The sequence below is a fragment of the Pseudomonas sp. NY15354 genome (genome assembly GCF_048068075.1).
Classification (GTDB): Bacteria; Pseudomonadota; Gammaproteobacteria; order Pseudomonadales; family Pseudomonadaceae; genus Aquipseudomonas; species Aquipseudomonas guariconensis_C.
The window spans coordinates 14,757-40,462 of sequence record NZ_JBLUPV010000019.1 but is presented as its reverse complement, the minus strand read 5'-3'; the positions used below and the strand labels follow the sequence as shown (position 1 = coordinate 40,462).

Sequence of the window (25,706 nt, the reverse complement as noted above, 5' to 3'; positions counted from 1 at the left end):
GGCAAATAAAAGAAAACAGCTACAGCGGGCCGTCCGCCCTCACCGCCCTGCTCTTTCGGCCCAGCGAACCGATCCCCAGGCTTGTTTGCCCGCAGCCGGCCCCGCACAATACCAGGCCTTATCTCGCGTCAACCCGCAGGAACCTGCATGAAACTCGACAAACCCACCGCCATCGCCCGCCGCAACCAAGCGCTGGAGCGGCCGGTGCTCAACCGCGACAACACCCTGCTCGCGATCCTGGACCGCAAACGCAATCTGTGGTGGTTCGATGTGCCGACAGCGCTGTTGCGCAAAGGCCAGCCCGACTGGGTCAACCTGCTGCTGCACACTCCCGAGACCGATGAGCTCCAGCATCTGAAGGTGCCGACCAACTTCCTGCGCGCGCATCAGGAGCAGATGGAAATCCGTCATCCAGGCAAACGGCGCTCGACCATCAGCCTGGCCCTGAGCGCCGACCGCGACTCGCTGCTGCGCGACACCCGCCCAAGTGGCGAGCAACTGGACTTCACGCCCTTCCTGCAGGCCTGATCAGGCCCGTTCGATGCGATCGTCAAGGATGACGATGCGACCCTGCTTGTAGAGGGCGCCGATTGCTTTCTTGAAGTTGCCCTTGCTGACATTGAACAGTCGGCTGATGACTTCAGGGTCGCTCTTGTCGCACACCTCGAGCATCCCACCGGCCGCCTCCAGGCGCGCCATGATCTGCTCGGGCAGGCTGTCGACCAGGACCTTGCCCACCGGCTGCAGGCTCAGGGCGATCTTGCCGTCGTGGCGCACTTCCTTGATGTAGCCCTTCTCGTGCATGCCCGAACGCAGGAACTTGAACACTTCGTTCTTGTGGATCAAGCCCCAATGGCGGTTGTTGATGATCGCCTTGAAGCCCATGGGCGTCTGCCCGGCCACGAGCAGTTCCACCGGCTGGCCGGCCTGGTAGTCGGCCGGGGTGCGGTCCAGGTAGCGGTCAAGGCGCGCGGTGGCGGTGATGCGACGGGTGCGCTTGTCCAGGTAGACGTGCACCACGCAATACTCGCCCACCTTCAGCGGACGCGACTCCTCCGAATAAGGCATAAGCAGGTCCTTGGACAGCCCCCAGTCGAGGAAGATGCCCGCGCCGTTGATGTCCTTGACCTTGAGGCTGGCGAACTCACCGACCTGCACCTTGGGCTTTTCGGTGGTGGCGATCAGCTGGTCCTCGCTGTCGAGGTAGATGAACACGTTGAGCCAGTCGTCGATCTCGGCGTCGACGTCCTTGGGGATATAGCGCTTGGGCAGCAGGATCTCGCCGTCCGCACCGCCATCCAGGTACAGGCCGAAGTCCGTGTATTTCACGATTTGCAAACTGTTGTAACGCCCAAGCAAAGCCATTTACGAAGATCCTCAAGACAAGGCGGCTATTCTACACCTGAACAGCCTTCGCCGCCTGGCCGTCCATAACCAGGAACCGACGGAGCCTCCCTTGCGTCTACTGCCTGGCAAGCTCCAGCAAGGATCCGCCCATGCCCGTCACCCTACGTCCCCTGTTCATCCTCGTCCTGTGCCTGACCCTGGCCGTGGCCGCCTGCAGCCGCATCGACCTGGCCTACCGCAACCTCGACGTGCTGGTGCCCTGGTCCCTGAACGATTACCTGAACATGAACCGCCAGCAGAAAACCTGGCTCGACGAACGTCTCAAGCAGCACTTGGCCTGGCATTGCCGAACGCAACTGCCCGGCTACCTGGAGTGGCTCGACCAGATCCGTCAGATGATCATGACCGACCAAGTCACCGACCAGGCGCTGCGCCAGCGCACCGCTGAGGCCCGCCAGGCCGTCGGCCGGGTCGCCGAGGCGATCACCCCCTCCGCCACGGAACTGCTGCGCGATATGAGCGACGAGCAGGTGTCGCAAATGCGCCAAGCCTTTCGAGATGACATCCGCGAGCGCCAGGCCAACTATGTCGAAACGCCGCTGCCCAAGCAGATCAACGATCGTGCCAAACGCATGGAAAAACGCCTCGAGCCGTGGCTGGGCGAACTCAACGCGCCTCAACGCCTGCGCGTGCTGACCTGGTCCCAGGCCTTGGGAGACCAGAATCGCCAATGGATCGCCAACCGCGCCCACTGGCAAAAGCAGCTGATGCTGGTCATGGCACAGCGCGACACGCCCGCCTTCGAGCCCCGCATCGCGCAGTTGCTGCAACGCAAGGAAAGCCTGTGGAGCCCGGAATACCGCATTGCCTTTCAGAACTCCGAGCAACAGGCCCGTAGCCTGCTGGTGGACCTGATGAAGCAGAGCACACCGGGGCAGCGCCAGTTTCTTCAGGAGCGGCTAACCAAGGTGCGCAATGACTTCAGCGAACTCAAGTGCATGAAGGGGTAGCGCCTTTGCACTGCCGCCTGCTTCCACATCAGGGCGTAGGCTGGTGACAGGCCTGCGATGGGCAGCAAAGCAGCCGCGAACGCTCACCGCACCTTGCGCCGATACGGAAACACATCGATGACCTTCCCCTCACGAATCGTCGCCTGCAGTCCCTTCCAGTAATCGGCGTCATACAGCTCGCCATGCAACCGGCTGAACAGCCGTCGCTGGCCGATATCGGCGAACAAAAACGGCGGAAACTCCTCCGGAAACACATCGTGCGGCCCGATCGAATACCACGGCTCACCGGACATCTCGTCTTCCGGGTATCGCGGTGGCGGGATGTGCCTGAAGTTCACCTCGGTCAGGAAGCTGATCTCGTCGTAGTCATAGAAGACCACCCGACCATGGCGGGTGACGCCAAAGTTCTTGAGCAGCATGTCACCGGGAAAAATGTTCGCCGCCGCCAGTTGCTTGATGGCCAGGCCATAGTCCTCCAGCGCTTCGAGCACCTGGGCTTCGCTGGCCTGTTCAAGATAGAGATTGAGCGGAGTCATGCGCCGCTCGGTCCAGCAATGTCGGATCAACACCGTGTCGCCTTCGAGCTTCACGGTCGAGGGCGCCACCTCCAGCAGCTCGGCCAGGCACTGCGGCTCGAACTTGGCCTTGGGGAAACGAAAATCGGCGAACTCCTGGGTATCGGCCATGCGCCCGACCCGGTCGACGCTTTTGACCAGACGGTACTTGTCGATCACCGTGGCTCTGTCCACGGTCTTGGAGGGCGAGAAGCGGTCCTTGATGATCTTGAACACGGTATTGAAACCGGTCAGGGTGAACACGCTCATCACCATGCCACGTACCCCTGGCGCCATGACGAAGCGATCCTCGGTGCTGGCCAGGTGGTTGATCAGGGCGCGGTAGAACTCCGATTTGCCGTGCTTGTAGAAGCCGATCGAGGTGTACAGCTCGGCGATGTGCTTGCCCGGCAGGATGCGCTTGAGAAAATTGACGAACTCCGCCGGCACAGGCACATCGACCATGAAATACGAGCGAGTGAAGGAGAAGATGATCGACACCTCGGCCTCGTCGGTGATCACCGCATCCGCCTCGATCCCATGTCCTTCACGGTGCAGCAGCGGGATCACCAACGGCCACTGCTCGTCCGGTGTGTACAGCCGGCCCACCAGGTAGGCGCCCTTGTTGCGGTAGAGCACGGGCGAGAACAACTCGACGGCCAGCGCGGGGTCCTTGCAGACCCAATCCGGCAAGCTTTCGCGCAGCTGCTGCTCCAGACGTGCCACATCAGCGTCCAGGTCGCCGTAAGGCACGCTGAACGAGTAATCGGCAAAGATCGCCCGCAACAGGCTGCGGACGCTGCCCTCAGGCTGGTAGGTGCGGGTCTGCGCTGCCCGCTCATGCCCGCGCATCGATGGCCGGGTGGTGTGGATGAACATGCAGCCATCGCTGATCAGGTCATGACTGAACAGGCTACAGAAAATCGAGTTGTACCACGTCTCGGACAGCTCATCGTCCAGGCGCGGGTCGATCAGGCGGATGTAGGCGCTCTTCACCAGTGGCCATTGCTCCACATCCAGCAGCACCGCCTCGGCAAAGCCATCGCGCAGCCAGCCATTGACCTCGACAACCTTTTCTTCATAGAGATTGATGCGTGCCGCCGCAGCCTGCTGGATCTGTTGCCACAGCGCCTGCTCGAAACGCTCCCGCGCCCCCAGGGTGATGCACCGGAAGTGTTCGCGGTAATCGTCGAAGCCATCGAGGATCATCCGGGCGATCTCGGCCGCCGGCCAGGACTGGGACATGCAAGGGACTCCATGCTGGGGTTCAACACGCAAGCTTAGTTGCACCTGCTTTTGTCGTACCCTTTTCGCGGCAAATCCGTCCCAGGGCCAATTCACACAGCAAGAAAGGACAAGAACCACGCACATTCGATGGCGTACACTCGCGCCCTTGCCGATTGCTGGAGACCGCTGTGAGCCCCATCGCCCTTGCCCGTCTGCTGACCCTTGCCGCCGTCTGGGGGGCGAGCTTCCTGTTCATGCGCATCATCGCGCCGGAACTCGGCACGGTGCCGACAGCGTTCTTTCGCGTCTCGATCGCCTGCCTGGGCCTGATCGTCATTCTCGCCGCGGCGCGGGTGCGCTGGGACTTCAACGGCAAGCTGGGCGCCTGCCTGGTACTGGGGATGATCAACTCCGCAATCCCGGCCACCTTCTATTCAGTGGCGGCGCAGGTACTGCCCGCTGGCTACTCGGCCATCTTCAACGCCACCACACCGCTGATGGGCGTACTGATCGGCGTGCTGTTCTTCCGCGAACCCATGACCCTGGCCAAGCTGTGCGGCATTTTCTTGGGGCTGTTCGGGGTCGGCATCCTCAGCGGCGCCGGGCCGGTGGCACTGGATCTTGCCTTGCTGCAAGGCGCCCTGGCCTGCCTGGCCGCGACTACCTGCTATGGCTTTGCCGGGTTCCTTGCGCGGCGTTGGGTCAGCGAGCTGGACAGCCGGTTGTCGGCCTTGGGCAGCATGCTCGGCGCGACCTTGCTGCTGACCCCGGTATTCGCCTGGAGCGCCCTCACCCAGCCACCGGCCAGCTGGGGGGGGTGGTCGGTGTGGCTGTCGTTGCTGGGCCTAGGCCTGCTGTGCACAGCGTTCGCCTACATCCTGTACTTCCGGCTGCTGGCCGAGATCGGGCCGGTCAAGGCCAGTACCGTGACTTTTCTGATTCCGGTGTTCGGCGTGCTGTGGGGCGCCTGGTTGCTGGATGAGCCGCTGTCGATGGCGCACCTGTATGGTGGGATGCTGATCGGCGTGGCCTTGTGGCTGGTGCTACGCCCGGCTAAGAAACAGGCTCCTGCTGGGGTCGCGAGCCAAGCCCGCCCGCACAGGTGAATGGCGTATAGCGCCATCTCCAGAAAAAGGGCCGCAAAGCGGCCCTTCGATGCATCAGGCTTCAGCCGTGCGCAACCCAGGCTTGCGGAACACGAACAACAACCCGACGACGATCAAGCCCATCCCCAGCAGGCTCAGCGGCGCCAGCCGATTGCCGAAGATCAGGAAGTCCATCACGGCAGTCACTGCCGGCACCAAGTAGAACAGGCTGGTGACATTGACCAGGTTGCCCCGGGCGATCAGGCGGTACAGCAGCAAGGTCGCCAACAACGAGACCACCAGCCCCATCCACGCCAGCGCACCGATGAAGCTCGCACTCCATTGCACCTCAAGCGCCTGAAATGGCGCGAACACCGCGCACAAGGCAAAGCCGGCCAGGTACTGCAGCGGCAAGGTACCCATGGGGTTATCGGTGATGCGCTTTTGCAGGATCGAGCCAACGGTCATGCTGGCCAGCGCCAGCAGGGCGAACAGCATTCCCGTGAGAGAGACCCCGCCTAGGTTGAGGCCCTGGTAGACCACCATCACCAGGCCCCCGAGCCCCAGGCTCAGCCCGAACAGCCGGCTCCAGGAGCGCTGGCGCTCCATCAGTACCACGGTAAGGATCGGTTGAACCCCCATGACCGTGGCCATGATGCCGGGGGTGACGTGGGTGTTCAGCGCCAGCAGATAGAAGATCTGGTAGGCGCCCAGCAACACGCAGCCAGTGCCCAGGGCACGCAGGACCGCCCCCCTGCTGCGCGGCCAGCGCAGCCCCAGCAGCGGGCTGACCAGCAGCAGGCCGGCCAGTGCCAAGGCCGAGCGCAGCAGTAGGAAGGCGAAGGGGCTGGCCTGGGCCAAGCCGAGCTTGGAGACGATCGCCCCGCTGCTCCACAGCAGGACGAACAGGCTGGTCGTGGCCGCCGAGGCCACGGATGCTTTGGAAAAGACAGACATGTATTGCCACCTGTATAGGGCAAATGAGCCGAACGGCGGGCTGTCGCGCTAGCGAGGGTAGTAGCCGACCGTGTTCAGTAGGTTGCGAGTGCGATGGGGAGCGGCCAGAGGCCGATCAGCCCAGCACCACTGCGCAAGGAGGCGGAGCTACGCCGCCTACCACGCCACTGACAGGTGGTGGGTAATGACTGATCATGGCCGGCTGCTGGCTGCCACGCACAACCACGCCCGCGACAGGCGCGAGGACGACAGCGGTGAGGGAAGGGATGGCAGGCATGATCAGGTCTTCGGAGAAGAGAGTGTTTCGGAATATAACGGCGAATCCAGGGCCGGGCAATAGCTGTCTTTTGTATCGGCAGATCAGGCCCTTTCTGCGGGCCCCCACAGGCCCACCGCTGCCTTTGAGAGCGGCGCTGTACCTGTGGGAGCGAAATGGCAGGTGAATCAGAACAGCCAGCGGTACAGCAGGTACGCCACCACCACCGCCAGTACCGGCCGCAGAATGCGGTAGGCCTTGGGGTTGGCACGCTTGAACTGTTTCACGCGGGTGCTGATCTTGTTGCTGAAGCGCTTGCTCCAGGCATAGGCCTGGTTGATTCCGCCCACGCGCTCGTCATCGGTGTTCTGCGGCGCGGTGGCGCGGCCGAGGAAGGCACTGACCTTGCGGTTGATACGGGTCATCAGCGGGCTACTCAGCGGACGCTCGATGTCGCAGAACAGAATCACGCGCGTCACGTCGGTCTCGTTCTTCACCCAGTGCACGTAGGTCTCGTCGAACATCACGTCCTCACCGTCACGCCAGGCATACGGCTGGCCATCGACGTAGATGCGGCAGTTGTCCGAGTTCGGCGTGGACAGGCCCAGGTGATAGCGCAGGGAACCGGCAAACGGGTCGCGGTGCGGGTTCAGGTGGCTGCCGCCGGGCAGCAAGGCAAACATGGCGCCCTTCACGTTAGGAATGCGGCTGACCAGCTCGACGGTCTTGGGGCAGAGCATTTCGGCCGAAGGCAGCGGCTTGTCGTACCACTTCAGGTAGAAGCGCTTCCAGCCCTTCTTGAAGAACGAGCCGAAGCCTGCGTCGTTGTCCTTTTCTGCGGCACGGATGTAGCCCTCGTCGAACAGGCGCATGGCCTCTTCGCGAATCTCTTGCCAGTTGTCCTTGAGCACATCGAGCTCGGGGAAACGCTGGCGGTCCAGGTACGGCTTGGACGGCACGCCGGAAAACAGGTACATCAGGCTGTTATAAGGGGCGAACAGCGCCGAATGGTTAACGAACTGGCGCAGTACAGGCAGGCGCGCCTTGCCGCGCAGGTGCACGAACAGCACGCTGCCAAAGAACACCAGCAGGACACCCGCCTTGGCGGCAAAGGAAAAGGTCATGCAACACTCCTTGGAGAAGAAACCAGGCCGTGGCCTGTTCCATCTAAAATCATCCGGCCATCATAAACCCATCTGCCCCGGGTAAAAACATCCAGGGACGCAGTGCAGTTTTCAGGATTGTGCAACAAAGAGTGCGCCGCGGCATTGCGCCGGATCAGCGGTGCGGCATAAAAACGGGACCGCCGCGCGGCCCCGGTATCACCACGGCAGCGCTTTACTGTTGGTTTTCCTGCTCGGTGAACAGGTCACTGAACAGCATGCTCGACAGGTAACGCTCGCCCGAGTCCGGCAGGATCACCACCAGGGTCTTGCCCTGCATCTCCGGCTTCTCGGCCAGGCGCACGGCAGCGGCCATCGCCGCACCACAGGAGATACCGCAGAGGATACCCTCCTCCTGCATCAGCCTCAGGGCCATGGCCTTGGCCTCGTCGTCGGTGACGGTCTCGACCTGGTCGACGATGGACAGGTCAAGGTTCTTCGGCACGAAACCGGCGCCGATGCCCTGGATCTTGTGCGGGCTGGGCTTGAGCTCTTCGCCGGCCAGGGTCTGGCTGATCAGGGGCGAGGCCACCGGTTCCACGGCCACCGAAAGGATCGATTTGCCCTGGGTGTGCTTGATGTAACGCGAAACCCCGGTAATGGTGCCACCGGTGCCGACGCCTGCCACCAGCACGTCCACGGCGCCATCGGTGTCGTTCCAGATTTCGGGGCCGGTGGTCTTTTCGTGGATCGCCGGATTGGCCGGGTTCTCGAACTGCCCAGGCAGGAAGTAGGTGGCTGGGTCGCCGGCGACGATTTCATTGGCTTTCTCGATCGCGCCCTTCATGCCCTTGGCCGGGTCGGTCAGCACCAGCTCGGCGCCCAGTGCCTTGAGCACCTTGCGTCGCTCCAGGCTCATGGAGGCCGGCATGGTCAGCATCAGCTTGTAGCCGCGTGCGGCGGCGACGAACGCAAGGCCAATACCGGTGTTGCCCGAAGTGGGCTCGACGATGGTCATGCCCGGCTTGAGCTTGCCGCTGCTCTCGGCGTCCCAGACCATGCTCGCGCCGATCCGGCACTTGACCGAATAGCCCGGGTTGCGCCCTTCGATCTTGGCCAGGATGGTCACACCACGCGGAGCGATGCGGTTGATCTGCACCAGCGGCGTGTTACCGATGGAGTGGGCGTTGTCTGCGTAGATACGGCTCATGGCAGGAGTCCTTGAACTTTGAAGGAGCAGGGAAAGCTTCAAGGGTAAGCCTGCCCCGAGGGGCAGTAAAGCCTGTTCGAACTCCCCCGGGCCCGCGGCGGTCAACCGGACAACCCGCCCCGGAGAGCCCTCGATGAAAGCTCGCTATCGTTGGCCGCTGATTGGCCTGGCCAGCCTGGTCGCGCTGTTGCTGGCCCTGCATCTGGCCCTGCCCTATTTGGTGCGCAACTACCTCAATGACCGGCTCGCGGACATGGGTGACTATCGCGGGCAGATCGCCGATGTCGACCTCGCCTGGTGGCGCGGGGCTTACCAGATCAACGACCTGAAGATCGTCAAGACCACCGGCAAGGTGCCGGTGCCGTTTCTTGATGCACCGCTGATCGATCTCTCGGTGAGCTGGCGGTCACTGTGGTACGACCATGCCGTGGTGGCCGAAGTCGTCTTCGTGCATCCCGAGCTCAATTTCGTGGACGGGGGCAACAAACAGAACTCCCAGACCGGCCAGGGCACCGACTGGCGCCAACAGCTGGAGAAACTGCTGCCCATTACCCTCAACGAGGTGCGCATCGAAAACGGCACCCTGACCTTTCGCAACTTCAACTCCAAACCGCCGGTCGACCTCAAGGCCACTCAACTGCAGGCCAACATCCGCAACCTGACCAACGTGCGCGACGAAAAAGGCCGCCGCGACGCCCACTTCGACGGCACGGCGCGCCTGCTGGGCGATGCCCGGGTGGAAAGCCGCGCCACCTTCGACCCGTTCAGCGATTTCGACGATTTCGAGTTCCGCCTGCGCGCGACCGACATCCAGCTACGTCGGCTCAATGACTTCGCCAGTGCCTACGGCAAGTTCGACTTCAATGCAGGCCATGGCGATCTGGTGATCGAGGCCCAGGCCGAGAACGGGCGCCTGCATGGCTATATCAAGCCGCTGTTACGGGATGTGGATGTGTTCAACTGGCAGCAGGATGTGGAAGACAAGGACAAGGGGTTCTTTCGTTCGATCTGGGAAGCCCTGGTCGGCGCCAGCGAGACGGTGCTAAAGAACCAGCCCAAGAACCAGTTCGCCACCCGTGTGGAGCTGCGCGGCAGCGTGCATCAGCGCAACATCAGCGCTTTCGAGGCGTTCCTGCAGATCCTGCGCAACGGCTTTATCCAGGCATTCAACGCACGCTACGAGCAACCACCGCCCGATTCCGACTGAACCGGGGCGCGACGCACCATTCAGAGACTGAATGACCGGTCTGCGTTTTCACCCGCCTGGGCCCGCGTTATAGTCGCTGGCAATGACACACACGTAGCGCCCCTTTCGCGACCAAACCCGCACCCACAGAGGCCGCATCGAACCCTGTGGGTGCGGGTTCCCCTGCGAAAAGGCCCTCGATGACACCTGCAGAGGATCAGTTCCATGAAGTTCGAAGGCACCCGCGACTACGTCGCCACAGACGACCTGAAGCTGGCGGTCAACGCAGCCATCACCCTGGAGCGCCCGCTGCTGGTCAAGGGTGAGCCGGGCACCGGCAAGACCATGCTCGCCGAACAGCTCGCCGCCTCCTTCGGCGCCCGCCTGATCACCTGGCACATCAAATCCACCACCAAAGCCCACCAAGGCCTCTACGAATACGACGCGGTCAGCCGCCTGCGCGACTCGCAGCTGGGCGTGGACAAAGTCCACGACGTGCGCAACTACCTGAAGAAGGGCAAGCTCTGGGAAGCCTTCGAGGCCGACGAGCGCGTGATTTTGCTGATCGACGAGATCGACAAAGCCGACATCGAGTTCCCCAACGACCTGCTGCAGGAACTCGACAAGATGGAGTTCTACGTCTACGAGATCGACGAGACCATCAAGGCCAAGCAGCGTCCGATCATCATCATCACCTCCAACAACGAGAAGGAACTGCCCGACGCCTTCCTGCGCCGCTGCTTCTTCCACTACATCGCCTTCCCCGACCGCGACACCCTGCAGCGCATCGTCGACGTGCACTTCCCTAACATCAAGCAGTCGCTGGTCAGTGAAGCGCTGGACGTGTTCTTCGATGTGCGCAAGGTGCCAGGCCTCAAGAAAAAGCCTTCCACCTCCGAGCTGGTCGACTGGCTCAAGCTGCTGATGGCCGACAACATCGGCGAAGCCGTGCTGCGCGAACGCGATCCGACCAAGGCCATCCCGCCGCTGGCCGGTGCACTGGTCAAGAACGAGCAGGACGTGCAGTTGCTCGAGCGCCTGGCCTTCATGAGCCGGCGCGGCAACCGCTGACAGGAGCCGCCCATGCTGCTCAACCTGTTCAATGAAATGCGCGCGGCCAAGGTGCCGGTGTCGGTGCGCGAACTGCTCGACCTGCTCAATGCCTTGCAGCAGCGGGTGGTGTTCGCCGACATGGACGAGTTCTACTACCTGGCTCGGGCCATCCTGGTAAAGGACGAGCGGCATTTCGACAAGTTCGACCGGGCCTTCTCCGCCTACTTCAAGGGCCTGGAGAACCTCGACCGCCACCTTGAGGCGCTGATCCCCGAAGATTGGCTGCGCAAGGAGTTCGAACGCTCGCTCAGCGACGAGGAACGTGCGCAGATCCAGTCCCTGGGCGGGCTGGACAAGTTGATCGAGGAGTTCAAGAAGCGCCTCGAAGAGCAGAAGGGACGCCACGCCGGCGGCAATAAATGGATCGGCACCGGCGGCACCAGCCCGTTCGGCTCCGGCGGCTACAACCCTGAAGGCATCCGCGTCGGCGAGGCCGGCAAGCGCCAGGGCAAGGCGGTCAAGGTCTGGGACCAGCGCGAGTACAAGAACCTCGACGACCAGGTCGAACTGGGCACGCGCAACATCAAGCTGGCCCTGCGCCGCCTGCGCAAGTTCGCCCGCGAAGGCGCCGCCGAAGAGCTGGACATCGATGGCACCATCGACCACACCGCACGGGACGCGGGGCTGCTGAACATCCAGATGCGCCCGGAGCGGCGCAACACGGTCAAGCTGCTGTTGCTGTTCGACATCGGCGGCTCCATGGACGCCCACATCAAGGTCTGCGAGGAACTGTTCTCGGCCTGCAAGACCGAGTTCAAGCACATGGAGTACTACTACTTCCACAACTTCGTCTACGAGTCGGTGTGGAAGAACAACCTACGCCGCACGTCGGAGCGTTTCTCCACCTTCGACCTGCTGCACAAGTATGGCGACGACTACAAAGTGGTGTTCGTCGGCGATGCGGCCATGGCGCCCTATGAGATCACCCAGCCGGGCGGCAGCGTGGAACACTGGAACGAAGAAGCCGGGTACGTGTGGATGCAGCGCTTCATGGAGAAGTTCAGGAAGATCATCTGGATCAATCCGTACCCCAAGCAGGCCTGGGACTACACCGCCTCCACGCACCTGGTGCGCGAGCTGATCGAAGACAAGATGTATCCGCTGACCTTGCAGGGGCTGGAAGACGGGATGCGGTACCTGTCCAAGTAGCGAATGCCCTGGGGCCGCTTTGCGGCCCTATCGCGAGAAAGCCGCTCCTACAAGGATCGTGTGCAGGATCGGCCTGGTGCCGCGATAGGGCTGCACAGCAGCCCCAAAAACCTCAACGCCAACGTTGCAGATACGCCTGCTGCTCCCGCCAGGCCTCGTCCTGCACCACCGCCCTGAACCGCACCCCCACCCCCGGCAGGCACTGCGCCAACTGCGCCAACGCCAATGGCGTCAACGCCCCAAGCCGCGGATACCCGCCAATGGTCTGCCGGTCATTGAGCAGCACGATTGGCTGCCCATCTGGCGGCACCTGCACGGCGCCCAGGGGAATGCCCTCCGAGATCATTGCCCCGCCCTGGTAAACCAACTGCGGCCCCAACAGGCGAATGCCCATGCGATCGCCGCGGCTGTCCAGGGTCCAGTCCCGGTTGAACGCTTCGAACAGGCTGGTGCCACTGAACGCGCCGATCTGTGCGCCCATCACCAGGTCCAGCGTCGGCTTGTGCAAATAGGCCGGACGCAGCGAATCTGGCACCTCACGCAAGGCCGGCGAGCCCTCGGCGAACCGCAGCACCTGGCCTTTGCCGAGCGCCGAACCTCGTCCATCGACACCACCCAACCCCTCGCGGACCACCGTCGCGCAACTGCCCAGCACCGCTTCGGCCTGAAAACCGCCAGGCGCCGCGAGGTAGGCCCGAGCACCGTGGCGCGGTTGACGCAGGCTCAACCGCTGGCCCTTGGCGAGGCGGAAACTGCGCCACGGCTGCACGGGCTGGTCGTCCAGGCGCGCGTCCAGGTCGGCGCCTGCCAAGGCCAACGTACAGTCCTGGTCGGCCACTACGCCCAAACCGCCCAAGGTCACTTCTACTACCGGCGCATCCAAGGCATTGCCCAACAGCCAGTTGGCCCAATACATCGCCACCCAATCCAGCGCCCCGCCCTGGGTCACCCCCAGGTGACGCACGCCGAAGCGCCCAGCGTCCTGCAACTGGCACAGCGTGGTACTGGCCTCGATCGTCAATCGATTCATGCCTGGGCCTCCAACGGGCTGTCGTCGCCGCCCAATGCCATGAATCGCTCGTGCGACACCGCCACGAAGCGTACCCGATCACCCGGCTGTAGCAGGCTGTAGCCCTCACGTGCGTGGTCGAACAAGCGCACCGGGGTGCGCCCAATCAGATTCCAGCCGCCCGGCGAAACAGCCGGGTAGGCAGCGGTCTGGCGCTCGGCGATGCCCACACTACCCGCCGCCACGCGCTTGCGCGGGGTACTCAGCCGCGGGCTGGCCAGGCGTTCGTCCACCAGGCCCATGAAACCGAACCCCGGCGCGAAGCCGAGGGCGAACACCGGATACTCCCGCTCGCTGTGCAGGCGGATCACCTCGGCTTCGCTCAGGCCGCTGCGGGCGGCCAGCACCGGCAGTTCTGGCCCGACGCTGGCGTGGTACCACACCGGGATCTCGTGCCGACGCCCAGCATCGCTCGCATCCGGCTGCAAACCCGCCAGAGCCTGGCCGATCAGCGCCCGCGCCTGCCCTGGCGCCTGCTCGAACTGCACCATCAACGTGGTGTAGGACGGGACCAGGTCCACCAGCCCCGAGCCGAAAGCCGAACGCAGGCGCTGGCTGGCGGCCAGAATCCACGGCATGTTGGCCTCGTCGATGACGTCGAACAGGCGCACCATCAGGCTGTCGATGGCCACCACCTCGATGCGTGGATTCATGGCTGCACCAAAACGTCGAGAGCCTGGCGGATCTGCCGCACGGCGGCCACGGAGCTGTCGTTGTCGCCATGTACACAGAGGGTGCTGGCATCCAGACGCACCGCGCTGCCGTCATCGGCGACCAACGCCTCGCCACGGGCCAGGCGCAGGGCCTGCTCGATCACCAAGGCCGGGTCGTGATGCACCGCGCCGGGCAGGCGCCGGGAGACCAAGTGACCGCTGGCGGTATAGGCCCGGTCGGCGAAGGCCTCGAACCACAGCGGCACTCCGATCGCCTCACCCAGGGCACGTGCAGCGCTGTCGTCGGCGGTGGCCATGAGCATCACCGGCAAGCCCGGGTCATAGGCCGCCACAGCCTCGAGTACCGCGCGCAGCTTGAGCGGGTCGGCCATCATGTCGTTGTACAGCGCGCCATGGGGCTTGACGTAGGCCACGCGGCTGCCCAGCACTTTGCAGATCCCATCCAGGGCGCCGATCTGGTAGTGCAGCAGGTCGCGGATCTCATCGCTGCTGCAGGCCATGGAGCGTCGGCCGAAACCGACCAGGTCCGGATAGGCCGGGTGGGCGCCGATGGTCACCCCGTGCTCCAGTGCCAGGGCCACGGTGCGGCGCATGGTGCCCGGGTCGCCTGCGTGGTAGCCACAGGCGATATTGGCGCAATCGATGTAAGGCATCACCTCGGCGTCCAGGCCCATGCGCCAACTGCCGAAACTCTCGCCCATGTCGCAATTGAGTAGCAGGCGTTTCACCGGTCGAGTTCTCTTGTCGTTGTTCATGTGCCTACCTTACTGCGCCTGGAGTTCTTTGCCGCGTGTTTCAGGCAGGCTCAGGGCCGCAAGGATCACCACGCCGTAGGACACCGCGGCAAAGCCGCCAATGCCCAGGCCCAAGGGCACCTTCTGACTGAGCATGCCGATCAGCAGCGGGAAGAACGCGGCGATGGCCCGGCCTACGTTGTAGCAAAAGCCCTGCCCCGAACCGCGGATGCGGGTGGGGAACAACTCGGTGAGGAAGGCCCCCATGCCACTGAAGATGCCCGAAGCGAAGAACCCCAGCGGGAAGCCCAGCCACAGCATGACGCCATCGCTGACCGGGATCTGGGTGTAGAGCAGCACGATGACGAACGAGCCGACGGCGAACAGAATGAAGTTCTTCTTGCGGCCCAGCAGGTCGGTCAGGTACGCGCTGATCACATAGCCTACGTAGGAGCCGAAGATGACCATGGCCAGGTAGCCGCCGGTGCCCAGCACGCTCAGGCCTCGCTCGTTCTTGAGGAAGGTCGGCAGCCAGGAAGTGATGGCGTAGTAACCGCCCAGGGCGCCGGTGGTCAGCAGCGAGGCGCGCAGGGTGGTCCAGAGCATGCCCGGGGCGAAGATCTCGTAGAAATGCGACGGCGCCTGGGCCGTCTCCACCGCCTTGGCTTCGCGGTACACCTCAGGATCCTTGACCAGGCGACGGACGAAGATCACGAACACCGCAGGCACGATGCCCAGCAGGAACAGCGCCCGCCAGGCCTGCTCCGGCGGCAGGAAGGAGAACAGCAGCGCGTAGAGGATCGCCGTCAGGCCCCAACCGATGGCCCAGCCCGATTGCACCATGCCCACGGCCTTGCCGCGATCCTGGGCGCGAATCACCTCGCCGATCAGCACCGCGCCAGCCGTCCACTCGCCGCCGAAGCCAAAGCCCATCAAGGTCCGGGCGATCAGCAATTGCTCGTAGCTCTGGGCGAAGCCACACAGGAAGGTGAAGAAAGCGAACCACAGTACGGTCAGTTGCAGGGTGCGTACCCGACCGATGCGGTCAGAGAGAATGCCGGCGATCCAACCGCCCAAGGCCGAGGCAATCAGCGTGCTGGTGTGGATCAGCCCGGCCTCGGCGGTGGTGATGCCCCACATCAGGATCAACGTGGGAATGACGAAGCTCAGCATCTGGGTGTCCATGCCATCGAGGCCGTAGCCGATCTTGCAGCTCCAGAAGGTGCGTCGTTGCTGGCGGTCGATGTCGCGGTACCAGGCGAAGGGGCCGCTGGACGGCCGGGAGGATGCCTGCTGCACGCCGGTTGGGTTCATGATTGCCTCGGCTTGTTGGTATTGTTCTACGGGCGACGTCTTGCGTCGCGGCCTGGGCATCATTGTTCAGAGGCCGCGCGCCAAGCGTCCAACGATAAAAACCGCCGGTCTGGAACAAGAAAAACTGATCATGAACCTTCGCTTCCTCGAAACCTTCGTCTGGGTCGCCCGGCTCAAGAGCTTTCGTCTCACGGCAGAGAAGCTCTTCACCACCCAGGCCTCGGTGTCCAGTCGCATCGCCGCTCTGGAGGCGGACCTGGGCGTGAAGCTGTTGCTGCGCGATTCGCGCGGGGTCAGCCTGACACCGGAGGGCAGCAAGGTGCTCGAGTATGCCGAGCGCATGCTCGACACCGCCAAGGCCATGAAACAGTCGCTGGACAGTGACCGGGCCAAGGTCGGGCGGATCCGCATCGGGGTGATGGACACGGTGATCCACACCTGGATGAGCGCCTTGGTGGCCGAGCTCACCGAGCGCTATCCGCAGGTGGAGATCGAGCTGGTTGCCGACACCGCACTGAACCTGCGCGAACAACTGCAGAAAGGATTTCTCGATGTGATCCTTCAGACCGACCTGCTGCGCCAGGAGTCGATCCGCAGCCTGGACCTGGCACGCTACCCCATGGGCTGGATCGTCGCCGCAGGCTCGGCCCAGCAGCGTGACTATGCCTCACTGGCCGAGCTTGCCCGCGAGCGCATCGTCACCTTCTCGAAAAATTCGCGCCCCCACCAGGAAGTCCTCAGCCTGCTGCAGGCGGCCGGTGCCGAGACGCCTCGGTTGAACTGCGTGAACTCGGTGGCGGCCATCACCCGCCTGCTACGCGATGGCTTTGGCATTGGCGCCCTGCCCCCGGCGCTGGTCGATGCCGAACTTGCCCGGGGCGAGCTGGTGCTGCTCGGTGGCTTGCAGCCGCCGCCGAGCCTAGAGCTGGTGGTGGCCTGGCAGACCGGAGTGGAGTTGGTGGAAGAAGTGGTGAGCCTGTGCCGGCAGGTGCTGGAGCGCTATGCGCAGGATGCGGGGCAGCAGCGGATCGTGCTGGTCTGAGCCGACTGCGGTGACTTCTTCGCGGGTAACCCCGCCCCCACAAGGACCGCGTAAGTCTTAAGCGCGACGCAAGCCCGATGGCAGCCGGCGAAGCCTGCGATGGGTCGCCAAACGGACCCAGTGGCCCCTAGCGCCAGCTCTCTTTGACCGCCTTGCGCCGCCCGCCAAGCACCACCCAACCCAGCCCAACCAGCAGGCTCTCGACCACCAGCGCCAGCACGAACCCGGCGCCCAGGCCCCAGCCGATGGCCTCGGGCACCAGCAGGATCTGGTAGCTGTAGCCGTTGAGGGTTTCGTCACGCAGTTGCGGATCGGCCTGAACCAGCACATGCCAGGTTCGGCTCAGCCATGGGCCTTGCAGCGCCTGCCACTCGTTCTCCAGCAACTGGTTGCGGATCAGCAGGCTTTCGATGCTGTTGGCATCGCTGTTGAATACCGGATCGTCGCTGGTGCGGTAATGGCGGATGAGGGCTTGCAGGTCACCCTTGAAGAAGCGCTGGGCGGTTTCCTCGAACCCCGAGAGCGCCTCGCGCGACTCGAACAGGTGCGCCTCGACCCGCTGGCTGTAGTCCTTGATCAGCCCCGGAACCTGGAGACCGGCCAGCAGGCCGAAGGTGAACAACAGTAACCGCAGGTAACCTCTGAACATGCAATGGCTTCCCTAGCTCTGCCCGTGGGCAATGCACTCGCCATGCCGCCACAGGGCCCATTGACCCGGCTCGTAGCGGTGCCAGGTCTCGTTTTCGGTCAGGGCCTCGGTGGCGATCACCGTGACCACATCGTTGGGGGTGGTTTCGGCCTGGAAGTCGACGTTCAGGTCGAAGTCCTTAAGCCGCGCCGGCCCGAAGGGCGCACGCCGGGTGATGTGCACAAGCTTGGTCGAGCAGAAGCAGAACAGCCAGTCACCGTCGCTCAACAGACAGTTGAACACACCCAGACCGCGGTAGCCGGCACAGGCTTCGACCAGCACTGGCAGCAGCTGTTCGATGTCGACCGGTTCCGGGAAGGCTTCACGCACACGGTTGAGCAAATCGCAAAAGGCCGCCTCGCTGTCGGTGTCGCCCACGGGACGGTAAAACGTGGTCTGGCCACGGAAATCGCCCAACTGACCGTTGTGCGCAAAGCACCAGTTGCGCCCCCACAACTCACGTACGAACGGGTGGGTGTTGGACAGGCACACCTTGCCGACGTTGGCCTGGCGGATGTGGCCGATGACCACTTCGCTCTTGATGGGGTAGCGCTGCACCAGGTTGGCCACTTCCGACTCACTGCTCGCGGCCGGGTCCTGGAACACCCGTAGGCCACGCCCTTCGTAGAAACCGATGCCCCAACCATCGCGGTGCGGGCCGGTACGCCCACCGCGTTGCATCAGGCCGGTGAAACTGAAGACGATGTCGGTGGGGACGTTGGCACTCATGCCCAGCAGTTCGCACATGCTCGATGCCCTCTGCCTACAGACGTGGCTCGACCCGGCCACGGCCAGTGCCAACAGGCGCTGCCGGCAACGGGTCGTCGCGGTAGCGGTCGCGGCGGTCGGCGGCGACCGGCGCATCGACCATCACCTGCTCGTCCTCGGCGGCCTGGCGCTTGGCGGCGGCATCGGCATTGGCCCGGCGCTCGCGGGCGCGTTTTTCCAGCGGCCAGCGCACCACCACGAACAAACCGTACAGGATGAACGCGATCAAGCCATACATGGCCAGGTCCGAGGCAGCGCGCCAGGCGTTGTTGCCGACCTTGAAGGCGACGTCCAGGGCCGTGATGGCGATGGCCGGCGCGAAGCTTTCCTTGACCGGGTCAACGATGGTGGGGGTCAGCAGCAGCACCGCCAGGATCACCCGCAGCGGTTCGCGCAGCCAGCGCCACATCCAGCCAGTGAGCTTGAAACCCACCCACAGGCAGCCCAGGGCGGCAAGGGCGTACAGGCCCCAGGCGAGCGTATAGTCGTTCTCGGTCATGGTGTTCGTGCAAGCCAGGTAAAGAGACGCCTATGATAAACACTTTTGGACCGCGCCGCCCTCTTCACGGGCAATCCCGTACAGGCCGCCCCTTGCCATGAGACTGCCCATGCCCAACACGCCCCAGCCGCCCATTGCCCATGCCGACAACGCCCCCGATCCATACGCCTGGCTGCAGCAGCGCGACACTCCCCAGGTGTTGGACTACCTGAACGCGGAAAATACCTATCAGCAGGCCTGCCTGGCCGACCAGGCCCCGCTGCGCGAGCAGTTGTTCGAGGAGATCAAGGGCCGCATCCTGGAAACCGACCTGTCGCTGCCCTCCCCCTGGGGCCCGTACCTCTACTACACCCGCACCACCGCAGGCGACGAGTACCCGCGCCATTACCGTTGCCCACGCCCGGCGGACGACAGCAACACCGTCGATGAAAGCCGCGAAGAACTGCTGCTCGACCCCAACGTGCTGGCCGCTGGCGGCTTCCTGGCCCTGGGCACGTTCAACGTCAGCCCCGATCACCGTTTGCTCGCCTACAGCCTCGATACCAGCGGCGATGAAATCTACACCCTGTACGTCAAGGACTTGACCAGCGGCGCGATCACCACCCTGCCCTTCGAGGACTGCGACGGCAGCATGACCTGGGCCAACGACAGCCGCACGCTGTTCTTCGCCGAGCTGGACGACACCCACCGCCCTTGGCGCCTGCGCCGCCACACCCTCGGTGAAGACACCGCCCAGAGCGTGTTCGAGGAAGCCGACGGGCGGTTCTTCCTGCACTGCTACCGAACCAGTTCCGAGCGCCAGCTGGTGCTGCTGCTCAACAGCAAGACCACCAGCGAAGCCTGGGTGCTGGACGCCGCGACGCCGCAAGCGGCGTTCACCTGCCTGGCGCCAAGGGTCGAGGACCACGAGTACTACCCCGACCACGGCCAGCTCGACGGCCAGTGGCGCTGGTTCATCCGCAGCAATCAGGACGGTATCAACTTCGCCTTGTTCCAGGCACCGGCCGAGCAGGTGCCGAGCCGCGAGCAATGGCAAGTGCTGGTCCCGCACCGTGACGATGTGATGCTCGAAGGCCTGAGCCTGAACGCCAGCGCCTTGACCTTGAGCCTGCGTGAAGGCGGCCTGCCGATCATCGAAGTACGTCCGCGCGATCTGCCGCCCTACCGCGTCGAACTGCCGGATGCCGCCTACAGCCTGTACGTCCAGGACAGTCTCGAATTCATCAGCCCGCGTGTGCGCCTGCGCTATGAAGCGCTCAACCGACCGGCCCAGGTACGCCAGCTGGACCTGGCCAGCGGCGCCCAGGCCGTGCTCAAGCAGACCCCAGTGCTGGGTGAATTCGACGCCGACGACTACGTCAGCCAGCGCCTATGGGCGGTGGCCAAGGATGGCACCCGGGTGCCGATCAGCCTGGTGCGCCGCAAGGAGGATCTGGGCAAGTGCGTGCCGCTCTATCTCTATGGCTATGGTGCGTACGGCGAAAGCCTCGACCCGTGGTTCTCCCATGCCCGCCTGAGCCTGCTGCAACGGGGCGTGGCCTTCGCCATCGCCCATGTGCGCGGCGGCGGCGAGCTGGGCGAGGCGTGGTACCGGGCCGGCAAGCAGGAACACAAACAGAACAGCTTCGATGATTTCATCGCCTGCGCCGAACACCTGATCGCAGAAGGCGTGACCGACCGCGAACACCTGGCCATCAGTGGCGGCAGCGCTGGCGGCCTGTTGATGGGCGCGGTGCTCAACCAGCGTCCAGAGCTGTTCCGTTGCGCCATCGCCGAGGTGCCGTTCGTCGACGTGCTCAACACCATGCTCGACCCTGATCTGCCGCTGACCGTCACCGAGTACGACGAATGGGGCAACCCGCAGGAGCCTGAGGTGTACCAGCGGATCAAGGCCTACGCCCCTTACGAGAACCTCAAGGCCCAAGCGTATCCGGCCATGCTGGTGGTCGCCGGCTACAACGACAGCCGCGTGCAGTACTGGGAGGCGGCCAAATGGGTGGCACGCCTGCGCACCTGCAAGACCGACGACAACCTGCTGCTGCTCAAGACCGAAATGGGCGCCGGCCATGGCGGCATGAGCGGCCGTTACCAGGGGCTGCGCGATGTGGCGCTGGAATATGCGTTCGTGTTCAACGAGCTGGGGGTGGTGTAACCACGGAGCCCTGGGTCCACTCGGGGCCGCGCAGCGGCCCTAATCTTCGTGCGCCTTGGCCGGCGCCTTGGGCGGATCTGGCTGCAGCCCCGGCAAGGGTTGGTCCTTGCGCGGGCCGGGCAGCGGCATCGGCGGCAGCAGCGGCGCGCCTGGCTGGCTGTCGCCGGCCTTGGGAGGCGTGCTCGGGGTGATCTGTGGATAAGGGGTCGGCGTCGGCGTACCCGGTGCGCCAGGCACCGATGTGGTGATCCGCGGTTGCTGGCCCGCAGCCTCAGCCAAGGGCGCGACAGCAAGGATCAGTGCGGCGAGGATCGCAGGAAACATCAGCAACCTCCTGTCTAAAACCTACCTACAGGCTATGCCCAATCCTGCGTTTTCGCCTGTCCGTGGACAACGCAGGCGCGCTAGACTCAACGGTATAACCGTCATCCGCCTGATTACAAGAAAGGTAATACCCATGAGCTCGGCCTCTACCTCTGCCGCCACTGCCCGCCTCGACCGCATCCTCGCCGACGCCAAGCGCGACAAGGAAATGGGCTACCGCGACAAGGCCCTGAAGATGTACCCACATGTCTGTGGCCGCTGCGCCCGTGAGTTCTCCGGCAAGCGCCTGAGCGAGCTCACCGTCCATCACCGCGACCACAACCACGACAACAACCCCCAGGATGGCTCCAACTGGGAGCTGTTGTGCCTGTACTGCCACGACAACGAGCACTCGCGCTACACCGACCAGCAGTACTTCAGCGAAGGTTCCACCAGCACCCCAAGCGTTGCCAAGGCGACCCACAATCCGTTCGCCGGCCTTGCAAGCCTGCTCAAGAAAGACTGATCGTCGAATCGCCCCCGCTGCCGCCGGTGAGCCCGTATAATCGCGCTTTTTTTGCGAAGGGCCCCGGCACGTGGCAAACAAACGGTACAGCTGCATCGGCCTGTTCAATCCCAAGTCAGCAGAGAACGTAGGTTCGGTGATGCGCGCAGCAGGTTGCTACGGCGTCAATTCGGTGTTCTACACCGGCAAGCGCTATGAGCGCGCCCGCGACTTCGTCACCGACACCAAGCGCGTGCACTACGATATCCCACTGATCGGCATCGACGACCTGCAGCGCATCATCCCCTTGGGCTGCACGCCAGTGGCCGTGGAACTGGTCGAAGGCGCCCGCCCCCTACCCGACTACACCCATCCCGACCGCGCCCTCTACATCTTCGGCCCCGAAGACGGCAGCCTCAGTGACGAGGTGCGGGCGTGGTGCGAAGAAACCATCTACATCCCGACCCAGGGCTGCATGAACCTGGCGGCGACAGTAAATGTCGTGCTGTATGACCGCCTGGCCAAGGGACTCAATACCCGCTCCGGGCCCAAGTTCAAATGAACGCCGCCCTTGCAGGGGTAGTGTCTGCTCGCAGATAAACCCTTGCCAAAAGGTTCCGTCTGGCAATCGGACTGAACGGCCAGCAGCCGTAGTGGGTCAGTTGCATACACCCCACACGGAGACCAAGCCATGCGTGATACCCCTTTGCTTGTGCATACCCACAATGTCCACGGCTGGGAGCGCGCCAGCTCCCTGGCGGGGGGCGCGTTGATGATCGGCAAGGGCCTGCGCCACGGCGGCCCGCTCGGGCTGCTGCAGATCATGGTGGGCGGCATGGCCCTGGCCCGCGGGATCAGCGGGCACTGCTCGACCAAGGCGTGGTGGCAACGTCACCGGGCGGAGTATTTGCACCTGCGCGACGATATCGAACGCAGCGCAGAGCAGTTGAGGGCACTCAAGGCCAAAGGCTGAGCTGTCAGGGCCGACGCATTCGCGGGTAAACCCGCTCCCACAGGTTTTCCGCTGCGCTGACTGCAGTCGCTGGACCTGTAGGAGCGGCTTTAGCCGCGAAACAGGCGGCGCGGTGTCTGGCACCGGCTGCGCCGGTGTTCGCGGGTAAACCCACAGGTTTTTCGCTGCGCTGACTGCCGTCGCTGGACCTGTAGCGGGTTTTACCCGCGAAAAGGTCAGCGCAGGACCTTGCTGTCCAGCACCTCGGAGCGCCGCCCCAGCACGCTCTCGCTGAGTTGGATGAACTCTGCAGTGCTGACGCTGGACAGGCGCATCAAAGCGCGGGTGACATCGTCCAGCGAGCGTTTGTTCTGGGTGTGCAGGCGGATCTCGCGGTCCAGGGCCTGAAGCAGCAGTACACCTCGGGCGACCTGGGCGCTGTCGGCCTTCTCCCCCTGCAAATGCGTGACCTTGGCCGCCTGCTTGTGCAGGCGCGCCTGCCAGGCCTCGTAACGGTCGTCACTGATCCCCCCTGCCCGGCGCAGCAGCTCGGTCGCGTAGTAGTCCGCCAGGCTTTCGCCAAGCCAGTCGCTGCCCTCGCGGTCATTGATCTGAGCGAACACCTGAACCAACTCACGCAACAAAGGGCTCGCGCCACTTTCACCGATCAAGGGCCGGTTGCTGTGCAAATAGATGGAGTTGCGCCCGCCCAGCGCCCCTCGCCACATCTCATCCCGCGCGCCCACCAACAGCAGCTTGGGCGGATTGCGCGGAAACACGGCCTGCACCTGCGGCCAGACGAAGGTCAACAACGTCAGCGTGTCCATCCGGCGCAAACCCTGGCCTTGCGGCGCGGCCACAGTGACTTCCGTCTCGCCTAGTCGCGCCCGTCGGCTGCCAAGGTTGCCGGCAAGCATCCAACCGGTGGGGCGGTCGAACAGGCGCGAGACATCGTCGATGCGAAACTTCTGCTTGCCGATGCGCGGCCAGGCGGTTTCTATGCTCTTCCAGCCGGCTGGCAACTCGAACGCCAGACGGGCCAGCAACTCGGTGCCGTCCTGCTGGTCCAGCCGCGCGGGTGGCACCAGCTGATCTCCGCGAAACACCGCCCAGTGGGGCGTGATGCGGCTTTCATAGGCACCGCCCCGAGGTTTCTGGTCGAGCTGCACGCGATAGCTGAGCTGGGTCTTGCCCGACGCCGGGCGCCAGATCCCCCGCTCGCCCTGCACCTGCCACTGGCCATCGGCATGAAAATCGCTGTAGGCGCCATGCTTGCCCAAGTCAAAATCCAGGCTGCGCACCACACTGCCATCGGCCAGGGTCAGGTGCACCTCGGCCTGCCCGCTCGCGGGCAGCAGGCGCACCTGGTAATCCAGGTCGACCTTCTTGGCCCAGGCCGGCGTGCAGGCCACAAGGCCCAGAACCCACAACAGATGGCAACGCATGCAGAAACTCCTTGTTCCCAGAAGCGAAAGATAGAAAAAGCGCGGCGCGATCAACCGGCGCGGAAGATGAGGTGGTCTTCCCAGTCGTCCTCGTCGACGTCGTGCTCGCTGAGCATGCGCCCGGACTGGGAAATACGCTGTTCATGCACCTGCTTGCGATCTCCGCAGACCAGGTGATGCCAGGCGGGCAAGTCCTTGCCTTCGCTGACCAGGCGATAGCCGCAGGTCGTGGGCAGCCACTTGAACTGGTCGGCTTTGCCCGGTGTGAGCTGAATGCAGTCGGGCACCTGGGCGAAGCGGTTCGGGTAGTCGCTGCACTGGCAGGTGGTCAGGTCCAGCAGTTTGCAGGCGATGCGTGTGTAGTAGACGCTGTTGTCGTCCTCATCCTCGAGCTTCTGCAGGCAGCACAGGCCGCAGCCGTCGCACAGCGACTCCCACTCTTGCGGGTCGAGTTGCTCAAGGGTCTTGCGCCGCCAGAAGGGCGCGGTATCGGCGATCATCACACATGTTCCTGCATTGAACTTGAATCCGCGGCGCGCGGCGGCGCCAGTCTAGAGCCTGTCCCGGGTCAAAGCCAGACCGCTTGTCAGTGCCGATCAGACGCAGTAGCGTGCGCGCTTTCCCGTCCATTTGCAGGAGCACGCATGAGCGCCAACCCACGCATCGCCGACTACGCCATCAACGAGCAGTTCATCAACCGCTGGTCGCCAAGGGCGTTCACCGCCGAGCCGATCAGCGAGCAGACGCTGTTGAGCTTCCTGGAGGCCGCGCGCTGGGCGCCTTCGGCCTACAACTCCCAGCCTTGGCGCTTCCTGTATGCCCGCCGTGACACGCCGCACTGGGCGCGGTACCTGGAGATCCTCAACGAGTTCAACCGCAGCTGGGCGCAACAGGCCTCGGCGCTGGTGCTGGTGATGTCCAAGACCACTTTCGCCGCCCCCGGTGCCAGCGAGGAAAAGCCGGCCCTGTGGCACACTTTCGACACCGGTTCCGCCTGGGGCCACCTGGCGCTGCAAGCCAGCATCAGCGGCTGGCACACCCACGGCATGGCCGGTTTCGACCAGGAACTGGCCCGGGAAGCGCTGAAAATTCCCGAGGGCTACGCCCTGCACGCAATGATTGCGATCGGCAAACTCGGCGACAAGGCCAGCCTGGCCGAAGCCCTGCAGGCGCGTGAAGAGCCAAGCCCACGCCGGCCGCTGAGCGAGCTGGCAGCCGAGGGTGATTTCAGCCTCTGATCGCCACCCGATGGACAACGCGACATTTGTAGGAGCGACCTTGCGCCGCGAAAGGGCCGCAAAGCGGCCCCAGGTTTTCAGCGGCGCCACCAGCGTGACTGGGGCTGCGCTGCAGCCTTTCGCGGC

The 25,706-nt window shown here is 64.0% G+C and carries 27 protein-coding genes; 12 read left to right on the top strand and 15 right to left on the bottom strand.

All coding sequences use genetic code 11. The features are described from left to right. The first annotated feature begins 147 nt into the window (after window positions 1-147). Entirely contained in the window at window positions 148-528 is a 381-nt protein-coding gene (locus ACNFCH_RS17710; RefSeq protein WP_337159873.1) for a hypothetical protein, read from the top strand. On the opposite strand, the gene ACNFCH_RS17705 is transcribed toward ACNFCH_RS17710, so the two are convergent. After that, window positions 529-1,365 (bottom strand): S1 RNA-binding domain-containing protein, encoded by an 837-nt coding sequence (locus tag ACNFCH_RS17705; RefSeq protein ID WP_337159871.1) that lies wholly within the window; start codon window positions 1,363-1,365, stop codon window positions 529-531. Window positions 1,366-1,496: 131 nt separating this feature from the next. On the opposite strand from ACNFCH_RS17705, the gene ACNFCH_RS17700 reads away from it, so the two are divergent. Then, window positions 1,497-2,357, top strand: coding sequence for a DUF6279 family lipoprotein (locus tag ACNFCH_RS17700; protein WP_337159869.1), 861 nt, complete (start codon window positions 1,497-1,499; stop codon window positions 2,355-2,357). An 83-nt stretch (window positions 2,358-2,440) separates the two neighbouring features. Here the strand turns inward: ACNFCH_RS17700 and aceK are convergent, their stop codons facing one another. Beyond that, a complete protein-coding gene (aceK, locus tag ACNFCH_RS17695; RefSeq protein WP_337159867.1) occupies window positions 2,441-4,156 on the bottom strand; it encodes a bifunctional isocitrate dehydrogenase kinase/phosphatase in 1,716 nt (571 codons plus the stop codon). 170 nt (window positions 4,157-4,326) lie between these two features. On the opposite strand from aceK, the gene ACNFCH_RS17690 reads away from it, so the two are divergent. Continuing rightward, on the top strand, window positions 4,327-5,244 hold the full coding sequence (locus tag ACNFCH_RS17690; protein WP_416743221.1) for a DMT family transporter: 918 nt from the start codon (window positions 4,327-4,329) through the stop codon (window positions 5,242-5,244). Window positions 5,245-5,298: 54 nt separating this feature from the next. Here the strand turns inward: ACNFCH_RS17690 and ACNFCH_RS17685 are convergent, their stop codons facing one another. The 3 genes from ACNFCH_RS17685 to cysK form a co-directional block, all read right to left on the bottom strand. Further along, a complete protein-coding gene (locus tag ACNFCH_RS17685) occupies window positions 5,299-6,180 on the bottom strand; it encodes a DMT family transporter (protein ID WP_337159863.1) in 882 nt (293 codons plus the stop codon). A 444-nt stretch (window positions 6,181-6,624) separates the two neighbouring features. After that, the gene (locus ACNFCH_RS17680) at window positions 6,625-7,560 is read right to left on the bottom strand and encodes an aspartyl/asparaginyl beta-hydroxylase domain-containing protein (protein ID WP_196164740.1); all 936 of its coding nucleotides are present in this window, start codon (window positions 7,558-7,560) and stop codon (window positions 6,625-6,627) included. A gap of 214 nt (window positions 7,561-7,774) precedes the next feature. Beyond that, entirely contained in the window at window positions 7,775-8,749 is a 975-nt protein-coding gene (cysK, locus tag ACNFCH_RS17675; RefSeq protein WP_337159860.1) for a cysteine synthase A, read from the bottom strand. Window positions 8,750-8,882: 133 nt separating this feature from the next. Here cysK and ACNFCH_RS17670 point away from each other — a divergent pair, with 133 nt between their 5' ends. The 3 genes from ACNFCH_RS17670 to ACNFCH_RS17660 all read left to right on the top strand — a co-directional run bounded on the left by ACNFCH_RS17670 (window position 8,883) and on the right by ACNFCH_RS17660 (window position 12,197). Then, window positions 8,883-9,956 (top strand): DUF748 domain-containing protein, encoded by a 1,074-nt coding sequence (locus tag ACNFCH_RS17670; RefSeq protein WP_416743220.1) that lies wholly within the window; start codon window positions 8,883-8,885, stop codon window positions 9,954-9,956. A 204-nt stretch (window positions 9,957-10,160) separates the two neighbouring features. Beyond that, complete coding sequence (locus ACNFCH_RS17665; protein WP_070093267.1) at window positions 10,161-11,006, top strand: AAA family ATPase; 846 nt, start codon at window positions 10,161-10,163, stop codon at window positions 11,004-11,006. Window positions 11,007-11,018: 12 nt separating this feature from the next. After that, a complete protein-coding gene (locus ACNFCH_RS17660; protein ID WP_416743219.1) occupies window positions 11,019-12,197 on the top strand; it encodes a vWA domain-containing protein in 1,179 nt (392 codons plus the stop codon). A 112-nt stretch (window positions 12,198-12,309) separates the two neighbouring features. Here the strand turns inward: ACNFCH_RS17660 and ACNFCH_RS17655 are convergent, their stop codons facing one another. From ACNFCH_RS17655 to ACNFCH_RS17640, 4 genes are read right to left on the bottom strand one after another with little or no spacing between them, the layout of a single operon-like run. Beyond that, window positions 12,310-13,227, bottom strand: a complete 918-nt coding sequence (locus ACNFCH_RS17655) for a biotin-dependent carboxyltransferase family protein (protein ID WP_416743218.1) — start codon at window positions 13,225-13,227, stop codon at window positions 12,310-12,312. Then, complete coding sequence (gene pxpB / locus ACNFCH_RS17650; protein WP_337159852.1) at window positions 13,224-13,919, bottom strand: 5-oxoprolinase subunit PxpB; 696 nt, start codon at window positions 13,917-13,919, stop codon at window positions 13,224-13,226. The genes ACNFCH_RS17655 and pxpB overlap by 4 nt, the downstream gene beginning before the upstream one ends. Next, window positions 13,916-14,695 (bottom strand): 5-oxoprolinase subunit PxpA, encoded by a 780-nt coding sequence (locus ACNFCH_RS17645; RefSeq protein ID WP_416743217.1) that lies wholly within the window; start codon window positions 14,693-14,695, stop codon window positions 13,916-13,918. Before ACNFCH_RS17645 ends, pxpB begins: the two co-directional genes overlap by 4 nt. A gap of 9 nt (window positions 14,696-14,704) precedes the next feature. Then, the gene (locus ACNFCH_RS17640) at window positions 14,705-15,988 is read right to left on the bottom strand and encodes an MFS transporter (protein WP_416743216.1); all 1,284 of its coding nucleotides are present in this window, start codon (window positions 15,986-15,988) and stop codon (window positions 14,705-14,707) included. Between the two features lie 130 nt (window positions 15,989-16,118). On the opposite strand from ACNFCH_RS17640, the gene ACNFCH_RS17635 reads away from it, so the two are divergent. After that, window positions 16,119-17,030 carry a LysR family transcriptional regulator gene (locus ACNFCH_RS17635; protein ID WP_337159848.1) on the top strand — a complete coding sequence of 304 codons (912 nt, stop codon included), beginning with the start codon at window positions 16,119-16,121 and terminating at the stop codon, window positions 17,028-17,030. Between the two features lie 127 nt (window positions 17,031-17,157). Here the strand turns inward: ACNFCH_RS17635 and ACNFCH_RS17630 are convergent, their stop codons facing one another. Genes ACNFCH_RS17630 through ACNFCH_RS17620 form a run of 3 tightly spaced genes read right to left on the bottom strand, consistent with a single transcriptional unit; the run spans window position 17,158 to window position 18,985 of the window. Next, entirely contained in the window at window positions 17,158-17,679 is a 522-nt protein-coding gene (locus ACNFCH_RS17630; protein ID WP_337159846.1) for a DUF2937 family protein, read from the bottom strand. A 12-nt stretch (window positions 17,680-17,691) separates the two neighbouring features. After that, a complete protein-coding gene (locus tag ACNFCH_RS17625) occupies window positions 17,692-18,465 on the bottom strand; it encodes a class II glutamine amidotransferase (protein WP_337159844.1) in 774 nt (257 codons plus the stop codon). A gap of 16 nt (window positions 18,466-18,481) precedes the next feature. Then, window positions 18,482-18,985 (bottom strand): MFS transporter, encoded by a 504-nt coding sequence (locus tag ACNFCH_RS17620; RefSeq protein WP_416743215.1) that lies wholly within the window; start codon window positions 18,983-18,985, stop codon window positions 18,482-18,484. Between the two features lie 109 nt (window positions 18,986-19,094). On the opposite strand from ACNFCH_RS17620, the gene ACNFCH_RS17615 reads away from it, so the two are divergent. Further along, the gene (locus ACNFCH_RS17615; protein ID WP_337159840.1) at window positions 19,095-21,137 is read left to right on the top strand and encodes a S9 family peptidase; all 2,043 of its coding nucleotides are present in this window, start codon (window positions 19,095-19,097) and stop codon (window positions 21,135-21,137) included. A gap of 39 nt (window positions 21,138-21,176) precedes the next feature. On the opposite strand, the gene ACNFCH_RS17610 is transcribed toward ACNFCH_RS17615, so the two are convergent. Next, window positions 21,177-21,461 (bottom strand): hypothetical protein, encoded by a 285-nt coding sequence (locus ACNFCH_RS17610; protein WP_337159838.1) that lies wholly within the window; start codon window positions 21,459-21,461, stop codon window positions 21,177-21,179. Between the two features lie 133 nt (window positions 21,462-21,594). Here ACNFCH_RS17610 and ACNFCH_RS17605 point away from each other — a divergent pair, with 133 nt between their 5' ends. The 3 genes from ACNFCH_RS17605 to ACNFCH_RS17595 all read left to right on the top strand — a co-directional run bounded on the left by ACNFCH_RS17605 (window position 21,595) and on the right by ACNFCH_RS17595 (window position 22,918). After that, complete coding sequence (locus ACNFCH_RS17605) at window positions 21,595-21,966, top strand: YajD family HNH nuclease (RefSeq protein ID WP_070093278.1); 372 nt, start codon at window positions 21,595-21,597, stop codon at window positions 21,964-21,966. A 70-nt stretch (window positions 21,967-22,036) separates the two neighbouring features. Further along, window positions 22,037-22,507, top strand: a complete 471-nt coding sequence (locus tag ACNFCH_RS17600; protein ID WP_070093279.1) for an RNA methyltransferase — start codon at window positions 22,037-22,039, stop codon at window positions 22,505-22,507. A gap of 129 nt (window positions 22,508-22,636) precedes the next feature. Next, window positions 22,637-22,918: a DUF2892 domain-containing protein gene (locus ACNFCH_RS17595; protein WP_416743214.1), complete on the top strand. Its 282-nt coding sequence runs from the start codon at window positions 22,637-22,639 to the stop codon at window positions 22,916-22,918. Window positions 22,919-23,133: 215 nt separating this feature from the next. Here ACNFCH_RS17595 and ACNFCH_RS17590 read toward each other — a convergent pair whose 3' ends face one another. Both ACNFCH_RS17590 and ACNFCH_RS17585 read right to left on the bottom strand, forming a co-directional pair. After that, complete coding sequence (locus ACNFCH_RS17590; protein WP_416743213.1) at window positions 23,134-24,342, bottom strand: hypothetical protein; 1,209 nt, start codon at window positions 24,340-24,342, stop codon at window positions 23,134-23,136. Between the two features lie 50 nt (window positions 24,343-24,392). Continuing rightward, window positions 24,393-24,842: a YcgN family cysteine cluster protein gene (locus ACNFCH_RS17585; RefSeq protein ID WP_196164716.1), complete on the bottom strand. Its 450-nt coding sequence runs from the start codon at window positions 24,840-24,842 to the stop codon at window positions 24,393-24,395. A 144-nt stretch (window positions 24,843-24,986) separates the two neighbouring features. On the opposite strand from ACNFCH_RS17585, the gene ACNFCH_RS17580 reads away from it, so the two are divergent. Then, on the top strand, window positions 24,987-25,580 hold the full coding sequence (locus ACNFCH_RS17580) for a nitroreductase family protein (RefSeq protein ID WP_070093283.1): 594 nt from the start codon (window positions 24,987-24,989) through the stop codon (window positions 25,578-25,580). Window positions 25,581-25,706: the final 126 nt, after the last annotated feature.